The following is a 13,168-nucleotide window of genomic DNA, read 5'->3' as shown; positions in this document are numbered from 1 at the left end:
CCACGATTACCGTGTCGGCAATCTTACTTCGGCGGTCAGGCCGGATGCGGTTCCGTTCTTCAGCGTAATCGTTCCACCGTGGGCATGGATAATTGAACGCGCTATGGCGAGGCCAAGTCCGATGCCGCCGGTTTCCTCGTTGCGCGATTCTTCCAGTCTGACAAAAGGTTCAAAGACATCCTTGAGCCGGTCTTCCGGTATGCCGGGCCCCTTGTCCGACACACGAATGATGACCTCTCCGTTCGTTGTTGCCGCAAAAATCGAGACACCGCCGCCATAGCGGATGCCGTTTTCAATCAGGTTGCGCAAGGCGCGCTTGAGTGCGATCGGACGGCAGGTGAGTGTGACATCCTTTTCAAGGTTCAAACCGCAGTCGTGTCCGAGATCCTTCTGGTCACCTGCAAGACCTTCCAGCATTGCGCCCAGATCGGTTTCTTCAGCCCCTTCCGCATGTGCTTCATCCCTGGCGAAACGGAGCGTTGCCTCGGTCATGGTCGCCATCTCGTCGAGCGTTTCGATCATCTTTTCGCGGTTTTCTTCATCGTCGATGAATTCCGCCCTGATCCTGAGCGACGTGATCGGCGTGCGCAGGTCGTGGCTGATCGCCGCGAGCATGCGCGTGCGATCCTTCACGAACCGGGTGAGGCGGTCCTGCATGTTGTTGAAGGAAGACGTCAACGCCTGAACTTCCCTTGGTCCGCTCAATTGCAGCGGTTCCTGTTCTTCGCCGCGGCCGAACTTCTCCGCGGACACAGACAGGGTTTTCAATGGGCGCGTGACCCTTCGCACGGCAAATCCGATGATAAGAACGGTCAGGACCGCGGTGAGCCCGAGTTGGACGAGCAGCGGAATGTAGGCACCCGGCGGTGGGCGGTAGCTTGTCGCAACATTCAGCCAGCGTCCGTCGGTCATCCGGATGGACAGCGACAAGTCCTCCGGCTTGTTCATTATCTTGCGCAGGTTAGGTGGGCGCTCGTTCTTCGGAACATAGCGCCAGCTGTAGGAGCCATCACCATTGTTGTCCTTGGTTCGCTGAACCTTGGGGCCGCGTTTTTCGTCCGCATGTATGTTGACGTGAACAGTCTGGTCGTGCTGCAGCCGCTTTGACAGGATCCCCTGAAGACGTTGTTCGAACCTGGATTGTCCGGGGTCGCGGGCAAGCGGTGTTTCTCCGAGCCAGAAGACGGCGAAACGGCTGCTGCTGGCCTCCAGGATACGGCTCTGAAGCGGCAGCGACGTATCTTCGAGCAACTCGGCAATGGATACCGCGCGTGCGAGCAGGTTATCGCGCGCGGCCGCAACGAGAGCGATGCGGCGTTCGTCGTGAAAGATCCAGATGCTCAAGGCCTGGGCGAAGAAAATGGCGGCCAACAGCAGAACGATCAGCTGGGATGCAAGTGACCTTGGCCACAAATACCCGAAGATCCTGCGCATATGATCAACAGCCGTCATTCAATTCGGTCTTTCACATCGGCAGTAAACATGTAACCGCCGCCCCACACGGTCTTGATCATCTTGGGGTCCTTGGGATCGATCTCGATCTTGCGGCGCAGGCGCGAGACCTGGTTGTCGATGGACCTGTCAAAGACGGCGGGCGTTCTTCCCGTGGTCAGGTCGAGAAGCTGATCCCGGTTCAGAACCATTTTCGGACGTTTCAGGAAGGCGCACAGCAACTGGTACTCTCCGCTCGAAAGGGCAATGGCGTTGCCCTCCGGGTCCGTCAGTTCGCGGCGCGACACGTTGAGTGACCAGTCGTCGAATTGCAGCCGTTCCTGTTCGATGGGATCGCGTTCCTTGGGAACGAGTGCGGTTCTGCGCAGCACGGCGCGAATTCTGGCCAGCAGTTCCCGCGGGTTGAACGGTTTCGTCACGTAGTCGTCGGCGCCGATCTCGAGGCCGATCACCCTGTCGGTGTCGTCTGCCATGGCAGTCAGAAGGATGACCGGCATCGATCCGGTTTCCACGAGATGACGGCAGAGCGACAACCCGTCTTCGCCCGGCATCATGATATCGAGCACGACAAGATCGATCGACGCCGCTTTCAGGGCCTTGCGCGCATGCGCGGCGTTTTCAGCTGCCGTTGCGCGCAGGCCGTTCTTGATTAGATAGCGCGCGAGGGTTTCTCGAATATCGCGGTGATCGTCCACCACCAGAATGTGCGGGCTCGGGTCGCTCACATGTTTCTCCCGTTTTCCGGACTCATTATGCTGCCTTGCTGAATTCCGCAATCGGAACCGGTACGGCAGCAATGCTCTTGTTTCTAAGGCGAAAATAATAACAGGCGGTCGATGTTTCGAATTGAACTTGTAACAAAGTGTGTCGCCCGCGCCCAGCGGGACAGATCGCGACACTTATGGCCCATTCGAAGGGTATTCCTGCGACAATTGCCACCTACCTTGTGCTCATCAACGAACCAAGGAGTTGTTGGAATGAAACCGTTCAAGAAGATTGCAATTGCCGCTTTGGCTGCGAGCGTCGCGGGAACCGCGCTTACTGCCGGCCTGCCCGCCTTCGCTCAAAGCGGAACTGCGAGCGGGGACGGGGGGCAAAAGATTCAACAGGCCCAGGGCCAGCAGATGGCGCATAAAGGCGAGCGTCGGGGCTGGGGTCACGGCCGTGGCGGTCACGGGCAGCGCGCCGAGCGTTTGTTCGAACGCTTTGACACCGACAAGGATGGCGTGATCACCGAGGCCGAGATCGAGGACATTCGCGGTCAGGAATTTGCGGCTGCAGACACTGACGGCAATGGTGAAATCAGCCTCGAGGAATTCAAGGCCCAGTTCATGGAACGCTCCAGCGACCGCATGGTTCGCGCGTTCCAATTCATGGATACAGACGGCGACGGAACCGTGACACAGGCGGAAATCGACCTTGTTGCCAACCGGATGTTCAATCGGCTGGACCGTGATGGCAACGGTACCGTGGAAAGGGTTCGCGGCCAGCGAGGCCAGGGCGCCGAGAATGATGGTGAGCGCCAGCAACGTGCGGAGCGCGGCGAACGCAGAGGGCACGGTGGCAAGCATCATGGCCGAGGCGGACCCGCCCGGATGTTCATGGGTCTGTTCGACACCGACGGTAGCGGTTCCGTGACGCGAGAGGACTTCGATACACGGCGTGCGGAACTGTTTGCACTGGCCGACACCAACGGCAGCGGTTCTTTCGCTCTTGAGGATTTCGGTCCGCTGTGGCTTGCCGTCAATGATGGCCGGATAGTCGACATGTTCCAGCGTGCCGATGCCGATGGCAGCCTTGGTATCACCCAGGAAGAAGCCAACAAGCGTCTGGACAATTTGATGAAACGCGCCGACCGGAACAAGGATGGTGTCATCACCAAAGCCGATTTCAAAGGCGGAAAGAAAGGCAAAAAAGGCAAGAAACACCGCGGCTGAGCGCAGGAAACAGCCAGCCTGGTTTATCTTCCCGCACTAACATGCCCCCGGGTGCGGGAAACTAAAGGGAGCCGCTTTGCGGTTCCCTTTTTTGTTTGCGGAAACATGTGACGTTACGGGAATCTCAAGAAATTCTGGCGATACTCTCGGCATGAATTTTCAGGGGGATACCATGGCCAAGCCCGATTTGAATGCGTTTGCCACCGCAAGGATAGCGGAAGGGCAGGTGAGTGAAGCCGATGTCATCACGCTCCGCCGGTTTATCTACGGCGACATGGCCGTTTCACTCGAGGAGGGAGCAGCCCTCTTCAGGTTGAACGATGCCGATCTGACATATGCAGACACCTGGTATGAGCTTTTTCCTGAGGCGATCGGTGACATTCTTGTGCATCAGGCGCTGCCGCGAGGGTACGTTTCGGAAGACAACGCGGCCTGGCTGACCGGCCAGATCACGGCGGACGGCCATGTCTGCAGCCGAACTGAACTGGATACCGTCCTGCATGTTCTTGAAAAAGCCCGCGAAGCGCCGGAAAGTCTGGAGAAGTTTGCCCTGCAGGCCGTTGCGGACTCGGTCATCTCGGGCAAAGGTGCGACGCGGTCAGGGGCTGATCTGAAACCGGGTGTCATTTCCGATGGCGAAGTGGAGATCTTGCGCCGCGTGCTTTATGCGGGAGCCGGGTGCGGCGGTATCGCCATCTCCAGGGCGGAAGCTGAAATCCTGTTTGACCTGAACGATGCCACGGTCGAAGCGGAAAACGCGCCTGCCTGGTCGGAACTCTTTTCCAAGGCGATTGCCAATCATCTGATGGCCATGTCCGGCTTCACGCCGCCTGCGCGGGAAGACGCGCTCGCGCGTGAGGACTGGTTGAGGCAACCCGGAGGCTATGAAAGAGGTCTCGGCGGGTTCTTCAGAAAGATGATCAGTGGTGGTGTCAGCGGTATTCGCGAAGCCTATGCTGATGCTCCCAACCCACTGGCGGCAAGGGGAGCTGCGATGGAGGCGGAAATCGCCGCAAACGAAGTCGTGACCGAAGACGAGGCCTCCTGGCTGGCGGAGCGGATCGGCCGTGACGGCGTGCTTCACGAAAACGAAAGAGCGCTTCTGAAATTCATCCGGGAGGAAAGCCCGAACATCCACCCGGCACTTCAGCCGCTGATGGACAAGGCGATCTGAGGCAGGTCACTCCTCGATCCGCATCGCCTCCGTTTCGATGATCAGCTGGACTGCGTCGCCGACAAAACCGTTGTCGACGGCATAGGCCATGCCGTAGGCGCTGCGCTGAACGGTGCCGCGCGCGCTGATCCCGAGCGTGAACCTTCCGTGCCCGAAGGGATATTTTTCAGCCTTGTTGAGCGTGACGTCGAGCGTCAGCGGATGTGTTTGACCAAGCAATGTCAGATTGCCCTCAACAGTTCCGGTCGTCTCGTTTGCAGGCGCACCGCCGTCGGCTCTGAAGGTCATCACCGGAAAGGCTTCAACGTCCAGAAAATCCTTGCTGCGCACATGGTTGTCCCTGGCTTCATTGAAGCTTTCCACGCTCGCGGTCTTTACCGTGATCTCGACGTTGGAAAGTTCCCTGGTGTCCATGTCATAGGTAAAACCTCCCTCGAATTCGAGGAACGCCCCAAGCGTATCCGCATAGCCAAGGTGATCCACCAGAAAGGCGATCGTGGTGTGGGTCGGGTCGAGCTCATAGCGATGTGGCTCGGCAAGCGCGGGTGTGGCGGCGATTGCCATTGCGGCAGCCAGGATGGGTATGCGGATCATGTCTGGCCTCGAAACTGGAATATCAACCAATAGGGAACCAGTCATGAAGCTAGCGCATGACAGCATCGCGGCAATGGCAATTTCAGGCGAAGTTACCCGTCCATACGAAAATCAACGTGAATGTGATTGCCATCCGGATCCCAGACGTTGACCGCGACAAGGTTGATTTGCGGCAATTCTGACTTCTGGTATTTTTCGCCGCGTTCGCGCAATCGGTTCTCGAATTCTTCTGCGCCGGTGGCCGAAAAGGCGAAATGCTCGAGCTTGAGTTCAACTTCTGAGCCAGTGCCCTGGTCGCCGTCGATACCAACCAAATGCACGAATGCCGTATCACCTGCGTATAGCCAGGCGCCGGGGAAGGGAAAATCCGGTCGCGGCCCCAGAGTGAGACCGAGAACATCCTGATACCAGGAGATCATGGTCTCAAGCCGGGTCGTGCGCAGGTTGACGTGATTGAGTTGGTGGATCTGCATCTTGCTGATCTCCTATTTCCACTTGATGGAGCAACCGATTGACGGGACCTGATGATCAGGACCCTGACCGGTTTCGGCGATCTGTTTCATGGCCTCGAAGAGGTCGCGGCGCAAGTCTGAAGGAGACGTGCCCATCCGCGTCGCGTCAAGACGGCCGCGATACTGCAGTCCCAGATCCTTGTTGAAGCCGAAGAAATCCGGTGTACAGACCGCGTCATAGTTTCTGGCAACAATTTGATCCGCATCATGCAGGTAGGGGAAGGGGAATTCATGTTTTTCCGCCAGCAGCTGCATGTTTTCGAAACTGTCCGCAGGGTGGGAAACGTGGTCGTTGGAACAGATCGCGACAACACCGATCCCGTGTGCCTTCATGTCATGGGCATCGCGAATGATCTTGTCGAGTATGGCCAGCACAAAGGGACAGTGGTTGCAGATAAACATGACCAGCGTGCTTTTCTCACCGGCGAGATCGGTGAGGCTGTAGGTGTTGCCGTCTGTCCCGGGAAGGCTGAAATGCGGAGCCTGCCAGTCGAAGTCGCAGACGGGCGGTTGAAGAGCTGCCATTTGTATACCTTCAGGTTGTGGAAGACTGTCGCGCGGGAAAATGCAGCCGGTTACCCGGCTGCTCCAGGTGTCAGAACCCTTCTACTACTATCTTGCCCTTTGCAGTGCCGGTTTCAATAAGGGCGTGTGCCTTGCGCATGTTTTCCGCATTGATCGGTGAGAGCACGGTATCGACCGTCGTCCGAATCCGCCCTGCGTCGATTTCGCGGGCGACATAGGTCAGCAGCTTGTGTTGCCCGATCATGTCCGGTGTCTGGAACATTGCCCTTGCGAACATGAACTCCCAGTGGAGACTTGCTGCCTTGAGTTTCATCTTGTCCATCGGCATGGGCAGGTTGGTGTCGTCGATGGTGACGATAGCGCCCTGCGGCCGGATCAGCTCGACAGCTGTTTCCCAGTGCCGCATGTCGTTGAAGATGGCGATATGGTCGACATATTGATGACCAATTGCGCGGACCTGGGCGACCATGTCCTCCCGGTGATTGACCACTTCGTCCGCTCCAAGTTCCCGAACCCAGGCGGATGTCTCGGGACGTGATGCGGTTGCAATGATCCTGAGGCCGGCCGCCTTTGCCAGCTGAATTCCGATGGAGCCGACACCACCCCCCGCGCCGATGATCAGAATGCTCTCGCCCCTGTTGCCACCGTCCCGATCAATGCCCAGCCTGTCAAAGAAGGATTCGTAAGCTGTCAGCGTCGTCAGCGGGAGAGCGGCTGCCTCTGCAAAACTCAGGGTGCGTGGCTTGAGACCGACAATGCGTTCGTCGATCAGCTGGAATTGCGCGTTTGATCCTGAGCGAGTGATATCACCTGCATAGTAGACTTCGTCACCCGGCTTGAAAAGCGTGACACCGGAGCCAACGGCCTCGACGGTGCCGGCGGCATCCCACCCGAGCACGCGCGGAGTTTCCTCGATCGTGTCTTTGGGGGCACGCACCTTGGTGTCAACCGGATTGACGGAGACAGCCTTCACCGAAACGAGCAGGTCGTGTCCCTCCGGCACGGGTTTCGGCAGATCGACATCCAGAAACGATTTTGGATCGTCAATCGGCAAATAGTGAGTCAGGGCAACGGCTTTCATGGTTTTTTTCTCAGATCGATTCAATTGGGAGGGCTGATGGATCGCAAGGGCGCAAGGGATGGAACGGCATCACCGTCAGCCGATAACGGTCATTTCGTTCAGCGAAAACTCGGCAACAGCGCCTTCGGTCGCCGTCATGTAGTCCGCAAGATGAGGCGCATTCATATGCGTTTGCCAGAGGTCCCGTGTTTCCCAGTTTTCATAGAACATGAAATGAGCCGGGTTTTCATTGTCCTGGTGTAGGTCGTAGTTGATGCAGCCGTTTTCCGCGCGGGTCGCTTCGATCAGCTTCAGCAGCTCAGATCTGACGAGTTCGATCTTGTCCGGATTGGCCTTGATGTTGGCGACGATGGTGAGTTGGGTCATGGGTCTGTTTCCTTGTGTGGTGTTGAAGCTCATTTAATTGCTTGACGGTCTCGGATAAACGGGCAAGATGCGGAGTGATAATCCGGAATTTCCGTATAATGCTCCTTGACAACATTTCCTTGTTCCTGCTGATCGTGGAAAAAGGCAGCCTGGCTGCAGCCGCGCGCGAGGCAGGCCTTGCGCCGACGACTGTATCGGAAAGACTGGTGGCACTTGAAGCCCACTATGGCGTTGTTCTTCTCAACCGAACCACGCGATCCATCAGCCTGACGGAAGAGGGGCGGGCACTTGTTGATGGTGCGCGCACGGTTCTGAGTGATGTTGAGGAACTCGACAGCAGGATCCGGACCGGTGCAAAGACGCTGACAGGACTGATCCGTATCAGCGCACCCGAAGATATCGGACGAAACATCATCTCCGGTGCGATTGCAGAGTTTCAGATGGCGCATCCCTCCATCACGATCGACCTGCATCTGTCGGATGGTTACGTTGATATTGTGGGGCTCGGCATTGATCTTGCGGTTCGCTTCGGATCGATCAGCGACAGCTCGCTCAGGGTCAGGCATGTGGCATCCCGCAAACGTATCCTGTGCGCTTCACCTGGCTACCTGAAGCTCAAAAAAGAACCCGAGACACCGGCGGATCTGAAGGATCACAATTGCCTGCTGATGCGTTTCGGTCAGAACATCGACAACACCTGGGAATTCAGGCAGGGCGATGTGAAACACATCGTCACCGTAACCGGCAACCTGATCGCCAATGACGGAGCCCTCGTACGCGAATGGGCACTGGAGGGGCGCGGTCTCGCGCTCAAGTCGGAATTCGATTCCGCCGGTGATATTCGGAACGGGCGGTTGATTGCGCTGCTGCCCGACTTCGAACCACCGAGTTCACCTCTGCAGATCCTGTTTCCACCCGGCCGGGCACAGCCCCGCAGGGTCCGTGCCTTTGCCGATCATCTGGCCAGGGTGTTCCGTGATGTCGCATGACCGTACGTTTTTTCAGGGTTGCAGCGAAGCGTCCAACAATTTGCTTTCTCAATGGAAAGACCAATTGCTAAGGCATTTTGTTCGAAAGAGACCTCACCAATTTGCGTATGCAATTTCGTTTACGCTTCCTACAGGCAAAACTCGCCCATCAGTTCCTGATTCCATTTAATTCTTCAAACATTGATCACAAGCCATACGGAAAAGCACCCTCAAGTGGGGCGAGACTTGCGATATACACAATTTTCGAGCTGGCAGGGGAGCGGATGTTTGTTGCGACACGCACGAATGTCCGGAACGGGGCCGCGAGGGGACTGTCGGTTTTTTTGGTTGTCGGGTTAGAAAAGCAGGCATTACGACGGCGAATTGATGCTGGCACTTTCGGCCCATTGCCGACATTCGTTGGCTACGTTCGACGCTGCGGTGCGGTCCGCAAAAGCCGACTTTCGCTGCATCTGCTAAGCTTGAGGTGCACAGAAGGTCCGCTCTGCGGGACTTAGCGACTTAGTATGCCAAGGGCTGAGGTTCAGGCGACGACAATACCTGCAATGTCAAAATGCGCAACAAGCAGCCATCACTTCGTAAAACGTTCTTCGCCGCTGCTCATTGCGATACCGCATTTGGCCATCGGATCAAGGGCCAACCCACTTGCTTCAATCATCTTGCGCGATGGTATGTTTGATGCGGCCACGAGCTCATAAATAAAATCGGCATCGAAACGGGAGAAACACTCAGACACCATCTTGGCGTTTACGATTTTTCCCAACCCCATTCCTCGATGTGACGGAGATACGGCAACAAGACCACCCCATGCCCATCGATTGTATCGGCTATACTTGTTGTGTGGGAAATATGCGTGCGCCACTGCCACAAGACTGTTACTTTCATCCTCAATCGCGATGGTGACAGCGGGGCCATCAAGGCCAGCTAACTTTGTTCCCGAAAATGGCGCAATCCCATTTTCTGCCATGAACGCCTGAACTTCCAACATCTGTTGATCTGCGGCTTGATGTGGTTCTGGACGATAGCTATACCCCTTCGGCAATCCCAAGGAGATAACTTCTAACGCGGCCACTGTCGCATCTTTGCGGTTGGCCACAAAGACATCCCAAAAATCAATTCTGCACTCATTTTCCTGTAGCTTGCGGGAAATTTCGGCCGTGTCTGCTGCCTGGATCAGCCGAAATCCGAAAGCACCATCACGCTTCACAATCTCGATTATCGTGTCCCAACCAAAGGCGTCCGGATTATCCGTTCCCAAAAACCGTCCGGGGTCACAAGCCCCGGGCGTGCTCATCGTCCATTCATGTGCATCTTCTGCGACGGCTTGCAATGCCATCTGCTGCGCTGTTCCGAAAAATCCCGCCATTAGTCACTCGTGGATCAATCTATAGAAGAACATTATATGCAGTTAGATCTGAATGTCGCCTTTGAGCCAAATTTTCCGAGCACTGACGATTAAAAATGATCTGCAGGCACAAGGTCAAAAACGGCAAGATGGGCTCAAAGCGGTCATGCGGCGGTGCAATGTGAAACTCAATTTCAGGCTTGCCTGAATGTCGGCTTCAAACATCGTGACACGGCTGGCTCGCACTTGCCGCGAATTCAGACTTCCCGCCCCTCTTTACTTTCGCACCTCGCGCAACGAACAGCAGCTTTGAAGATCGGTGCTAGATACTGTGAACGTCCAGGATGGGGGCGCAATGCTGCTATCCGATTTAGTTGCAGTAAAGGTCAGCCTTGAGCCCAATGCGGTCAACGACTTCTGCGGAGCAGCGTCTATTTTCCTATCTTCACAATCTTCGTATGTCGACAGCCCGACGAAGCGCGAGAACCGCTGTTGCGTAATCTCCCAGTGAAATGCCTCTGAAAGCAAAGGCTGCCGGTTTTTGGTGTGCACGGTCATCGACTTCCCCTGAGACAAGTTCCGTCAAATCGCCGGTTATCTGCTCGTATGGCAGCATCGGCTTGTCACTTTCAATTTCCTGTGTTCGGTCATCAACAATAACAGTTTCGAATGCGGTCATGCTGTTTGGGGACCACGGAATGCAGGCATCTGTAATCGCAGCAAAGGCAGTTGGCTTAAGCCATCGGGCATCTATGAACGGTTCAATCGAGTAGTCCAATGTAATTGATGTCACCACCAGATCGGCATCTCGCAAAACATCCTTGGCATTGGCGGCTGTTTCAGCTTGGAGGCCCATGTCGCGAGCACAACCACAGAGCTTTTCAGTATTCGCTTTGCCACGCCCAAACACGCGAATTCTTTTCAGGGGAAATAACTCTGAAAATGCAAGTAAATGGGAGTGAGCTTGCACGCCTGCGCCTACAAAAGCGACCGTCTCGGCACCAGGGTCTGCAAGTCTGCGCGCCGCCACCATTGACAGTGCTGCCGTTCTGATTGCGGTTATCCAGTTCGCCCCCAATACAGCTCTGAGAAGGCCGGTTTGCGCGTCCATAACCATGATTGCGCCGTTAATCGCGGGGAGCCCTCTCGCCGGATTTTCAGGGCACACAGTCACCTGTTTCGTCACAATGAACCCATCATCTCCCACTGCCAAAGTTGACATTGCATACCGTCCATCCCCAGGCAAGATGGCTGTCTTGGGAGACGTATGAAGCTTTCCGTTCGCCTTGGCGATCAGGGCAGATTCAATGGCTTCCGTAACTTCGGAAGGCTGGATGCCTAAAGCTTCCAAATCCTTGTCGGAAAGATAAACCGGTTTGCTTTCGGAAGTCATGTTGTCATCTCTCGGCTTTGCAATCTGGCATTCTGACCGCGCACGATATCTTGGGCACCTTCTTCTTGTCGATTGATGTTCCCAGTATCAATAAAACTGAAGTAACAAATTCTTGGCTTCACTGCACGACAAGGAAATACTGCTCCGCTAACTTGGAATGGTTATCCAAACCGAATGACCGAAAAGTCCGCATCTCAGTCCTTTGTGAACGGCGCAATGAAATTCCGCTTTTGAGTTTTGAGCCCCAGCCGCTGAATGACCGGAATGGGGGCGCGTTGGGAAGTTCCCTGGGGCGAAACACCAGCGCCAGCCACGCGAAACCGAAACGTATTGGGAAGAGTGGATTACGGTCCGCAAGACCGTGGGAGCCATGGCCCGTTTCGCGCTCTGGCGGTTTGACGCGCTTTTGGATCCCTGAGCTTGAAAGGTGAGCAATTCGGCTGCAGCATCAAAAGAGAAGTTTCAATTGCTGCATGTCATGCAAATTCTGGGTGTTTTCAGTTTGGGAAGGTCAAGATGAACGTTCTGCCAGACAGGTTTTTGAGAGATCTTCTCACGCTCCGCTCCTTCGGCGCGAGTGGCGTGGGCAAGGGAGTGGTGCGTCCGGCGTTTTCTGAACCAGATGTGGCTGCCCGAAAGTGGCTGATCCAACAGTTTGAGGTAACGGGCCTGACCCCACATGTGGATCCTGCGGGCAACGTTTTCGGCCTGACCGATGCTCCATCCGTGCTTTTGGGGTCTCACACCGATACCCAACCCGAAGGGGGCTGGCTCGATGGGGCATTGGGTGTCATCGTCGCATTGGAGATCGCGCGTGCTGCGAAAGAGGCGGGTGGTCCGCCGGTGTCAGTCGTGAACTTCCAGGATGAAGAAGGGCGGTTTGGTGCGCTGACCGGATCCAGCATTTATTCAGGCAAGACCACACTTGCCGAGGCCGACGAATTCACGGACATGAACGGGCTCTCTTTCCGCGACGCGCGGTCTTCAATTGCGGATCTTGCGGGAGTGAGTGTGCCACATAAGCAGTTTTCGGGTTTCATCGAGCTACATATTGAACAGGGCAGCACACTGCACGACGCGGGCGAGGCAATTGGCGTTGTCACAGGTATTGTCGGATCCCGACAACTGCAGATTACGCTGACAGGCCAGCAAAACCACGCTGGAACCACGCTGATGCACCAGCGAAAAGATGCGTTTCAGGCGTTGTCGGCATTCAATGCCGCGTTAAACGACCGCCTTCGAAACATTGTAACACCGCGCACAGTCTGGACGATTGGCCGGATACAACTTAGGCCCAATGCACCCTCCATTGTGCCTGGTGAGGTGGTGTTCGACGTGCAATGGCGCGATGTCGATGACGATCGGCTGGCCCGGATGGAGTCTCTTGTTCGCGATCTTGTTGCCGAGATTGCCGGAGACCACGGAATGCAGGCTGAAATTGTGCCGATCAAGGCGCTGCAGCCGGTTCCAATGGACGCCAACTTGCGCGCGGCCTTGAGCGCCGCAGCCGAGGCACAGGCCCCGGGTAAATGGCGCGAGATGCCGTCGGGCGCCTTGCACGACGCTTCAAACATGGCGCGGTTGATGCCGTCAGCGATGTTGTTTGTTCCGTCGATAGACGGGATCAGCCACGATTTTGCCGAAGACACGCACGAGGCCGACTTGATAACCGGCCTGCGTGTGCTGGCGGACGCCGTCAGCCGACTAGACTGAAACAGTTGTCAAACCAGAGCCACCGTTGCTCAAACGCTTGTGCTCTCCGATAAACTTGCCGCCGGACAATAGACTTCCCGAGGCCGG

Annotated in this window: 13 protein-coding genes; 4 read left to right on the top strand and 9 right to left on the bottom strand. The window is 56.2% G+C overall.

Going from position 1 to position 13,168, the window contains the following annotated elements:
- Positions 1 to 6: 6 nt before the first annotated feature.
- A complete protein-coding gene (locus tag ACO6TI_RS24345; RefSeq protein ID WP_422383543.1) occupies positions 7 to 1,452 on the bottom strand; it encodes an ATP-binding protein in 1,446 nt (481 codons plus the stop codon).
- On the bottom strand, positions 1,449 to 2,177 hold the full coding sequence (locus ACO6TI_RS24340) for a response regulator (protein ID WP_422383542.1): 729 nt from the start codon (positions 2,175 to 2,177) through the stop codon (positions 1,449 to 1,451). Before ACO6TI_RS24340 ends, ACO6TI_RS24345 begins: the two co-directional genes overlap by 4 nt.
- A gap of 252 nt (positions 2,178 to 2,429) precedes the next feature.
- On the opposite strand from ACO6TI_RS24340, the gene ACO6TI_RS24335 reads away from it, so the two are divergent.
- On the top strand, positions 2,430 to 3,389 hold the full coding sequence (locus ACO6TI_RS24335; protein WP_196914999.1) for an EF-hand domain-containing protein: 960 nt from the start codon (positions 2,430 to 2,432) through the stop codon (positions 3,387 to 3,389).
- Between the two features lie 172 nt (positions 3,390 to 3,561).
- Positions 3,562 to 4,563: a hypothetical protein gene (locus ACO6TI_RS24330; RefSeq protein ID WP_422383541.1), complete on the top strand. Its 1,002-nt coding sequence runs from the start codon at positions 3,562 to 3,564 to the stop codon at positions 4,561 to 4,563.
- A gap of 6 nt (positions 4,564 to 4,569) precedes the next feature.
- Here ACO6TI_RS24330 and ACO6TI_RS24325 read toward each other — a convergent pair whose 3' ends face one another.
- From ACO6TI_RS24325 to ACO6TI_RS24305, 5 genes are all read right to left on the bottom strand, one after another.
- On the bottom strand, positions 4,570 to 5,157 hold the full coding sequence (locus ACO6TI_RS24325) for a YceI family protein (protein WP_422383540.1): 588 nt from the start codon (positions 5,155 to 5,157) through the stop codon (positions 4,570 to 4,572).
- Positions 5,158 to 5,249: 92 nt separating this feature from the next.
- Positions 5,250 to 5,630: a VOC family protein gene (locus ACO6TI_RS24320; RefSeq protein ID WP_029064532.1), complete on the bottom strand. Its 381-nt coding sequence runs from the start codon at positions 5,628 to 5,630 to the stop codon at positions 5,250 to 5,252.
- A 12-nt stretch (positions 5,631 to 5,642) separates the two neighbouring features.
- Positions 5,643 to 6,194 carry a thioredoxin family protein gene (locus ACO6TI_RS24315; protein WP_055116317.1) on the bottom strand — a complete coding sequence of 184 codons (552 nt, stop codon included), beginning with the start codon at positions 6,192 to 6,194 and terminating at the stop codon, positions 5,643 to 5,645.
- A 70-nt stretch (positions 6,195 to 6,264) separates the two neighbouring features.
- Complete coding sequence (locus ACO6TI_RS24310; protein ID WP_196896976.1) at positions 6,265 to 7,275, bottom strand: zinc-binding alcohol dehydrogenase family protein; 1,011 nt, start codon at positions 7,273 to 7,275, stop codon at positions 6,265 to 6,267.
- A 75-nt stretch (positions 7,276 to 7,350) separates the two neighbouring features.
- Complete coding sequence (locus tag ACO6TI_RS24305) at positions 7,351 to 7,641, bottom strand: putative quinol monooxygenase (protein WP_055116927.1); 291 nt, start codon at positions 7,639 to 7,641, stop codon at positions 7,351 to 7,353.
- A 98-nt stretch (positions 7,642 to 7,739) separates the two neighbouring features.
- Between ACO6TI_RS24305 and ACO6TI_RS24300 the strand changes: the two genes are divergently transcribed.
- Complete coding sequence (locus ACO6TI_RS24300) at positions 7,740 to 8,630, top strand: LysR family transcriptional regulator (RefSeq protein WP_055116313.1); 891 nt, start codon at positions 7,740 to 7,742, stop codon at positions 8,628 to 8,630.
- Between the two features lie 571 nt (positions 8,631 to 9,201).
- Here the strand turns inward: ACO6TI_RS24300 and ACO6TI_RS24295 are convergent.
- Together ACO6TI_RS24295 and ACO6TI_RS24290 are read right to left on the bottom strand one after the other, a co-directional pair.
- Positions 9,202 to 9,996 (bottom strand): GNAT family N-acetyltransferase, encoded by a 795-nt coding sequence (locus tag ACO6TI_RS24295; RefSeq protein WP_422383539.1) that lies wholly within the window; start codon positions 9,994 to 9,996, stop codon positions 9,202 to 9,204.
- Positions 9,997 to 10,420: 424 nt separating this feature from the next.
- Entirely contained in the window at positions 10,421 to 11,368 is a 948-nt protein-coding gene (locus ACO6TI_RS24290; protein ID WP_422383538.1) for an ornithine cyclodeaminase family protein, read from the bottom strand.
- A gap of 516 nt (positions 11,369 to 11,884) precedes the next feature.
- Here ACO6TI_RS24290 and ACO6TI_RS24285 point away from each other — a divergent pair.
- Positions 11,885 to 13,081, top strand: a complete 1,197-nt coding sequence (locus tag ACO6TI_RS24285; protein ID WP_422383537.1) for a hydantoinase/carbamoylase family amidase — start codon at positions 11,885 to 11,887, stop codon at positions 13,079 to 13,081.
- Positions 13,082 to 13,168: the final 87 nt, after the last annotated feature.

The sequence above is a fragment of the Roseibium album genome, assembly GCF_965233825.1.
GTDB classification, from domain to species: domain Bacteria; phylum Pseudomonadota; class Alphaproteobacteria; order Rhizobiales; family Stappiaceae; genus Roseibium; species Roseibium album.
This window is presented reverse-complemented; position numbering and strand designations above follow the sequence as displayed.

Coding starts and splice junctions, on each gene's coding strand:
- ACO6TI_RS24345 (WP_422383543.1), bottom strand. CDS start 1,452: ATGACGGCTGTTGATCATATGCGCAGGATCTTCGGGTATTTGTGGCCA.
- ACO6TI_RS24335 (WP_196914999.1), top strand. CDS start 2,430: ATGAAACCGTTCAAGAAGATTGCAATTGCCGCTTTGGCTGCGAGCGTC.
- ACO6TI_RS24330 (WP_422383541.1), top strand. CDS start 3,562: ATGGCCAAGCCCGATTTGAATGCGTTTGCCACCGCAAGGATAGCGGAA.
- ACO6TI_RS24325 (WP_422383540.1), bottom strand. CDS start 5,157: ATGATCCGCATACCCATCCTGGCTGCCGCAATGGCAATCGCCGCCACA.
- ACO6TI_RS24320 (WP_029064532.1), bottom strand. CDS start 5,630: ATGCAGATCCACCAACTCAATCACGTCAACCTGCGCACGACCCGGCTT.
- ACO6TI_RS24315 (WP_055116317.1), bottom strand. CDS start 6,194: ATGGCAGCTCTTCAACCGCCCGTCTGCGACTTCGACTGGCAGGCTCCG.
- ACO6TI_RS24310 (WP_196896976.1), bottom strand. CDS start 7,275: ATGAAAGCCGTTGCCCTGACTCACTATTTGCCGATTGACGATCCAAAA.
- ACO6TI_RS24305 (WP_055116927.1), bottom strand. CDS start 7,641: ATGACCCAACTCACCATCGTCGCCAACATCAAGGCCAATCCGGACAAG.
- ACO6TI_RS24300 (WP_055116313.1), top strand. CDS start 7,740: ATGCTCCTTGACAACATTTCCTTGTTCCTGCTGATCGTGGAAAAAGGC.
- ACO6TI_RS24295 (WP_422383539.1), bottom strand. CDS start 9,996: ATGGCGGGATTTTTCGGAACAGCGCAGCAGATGGCATTGCAAGCCGTC.
- ACO6TI_RS24290 (WP_422383538.1), bottom strand. CDS start 11,368: ATGACTTCCGAAAGCAAACCGGTTTATCTTTCCGACAAGGATTTGGAA.
- ACO6TI_RS24285 (WP_422383537.1), top strand. CDS start 11,885: ATGAACGTTCTGCCAGACAGGTTTTTGAGAGATCTTCTCACGCTCCGC.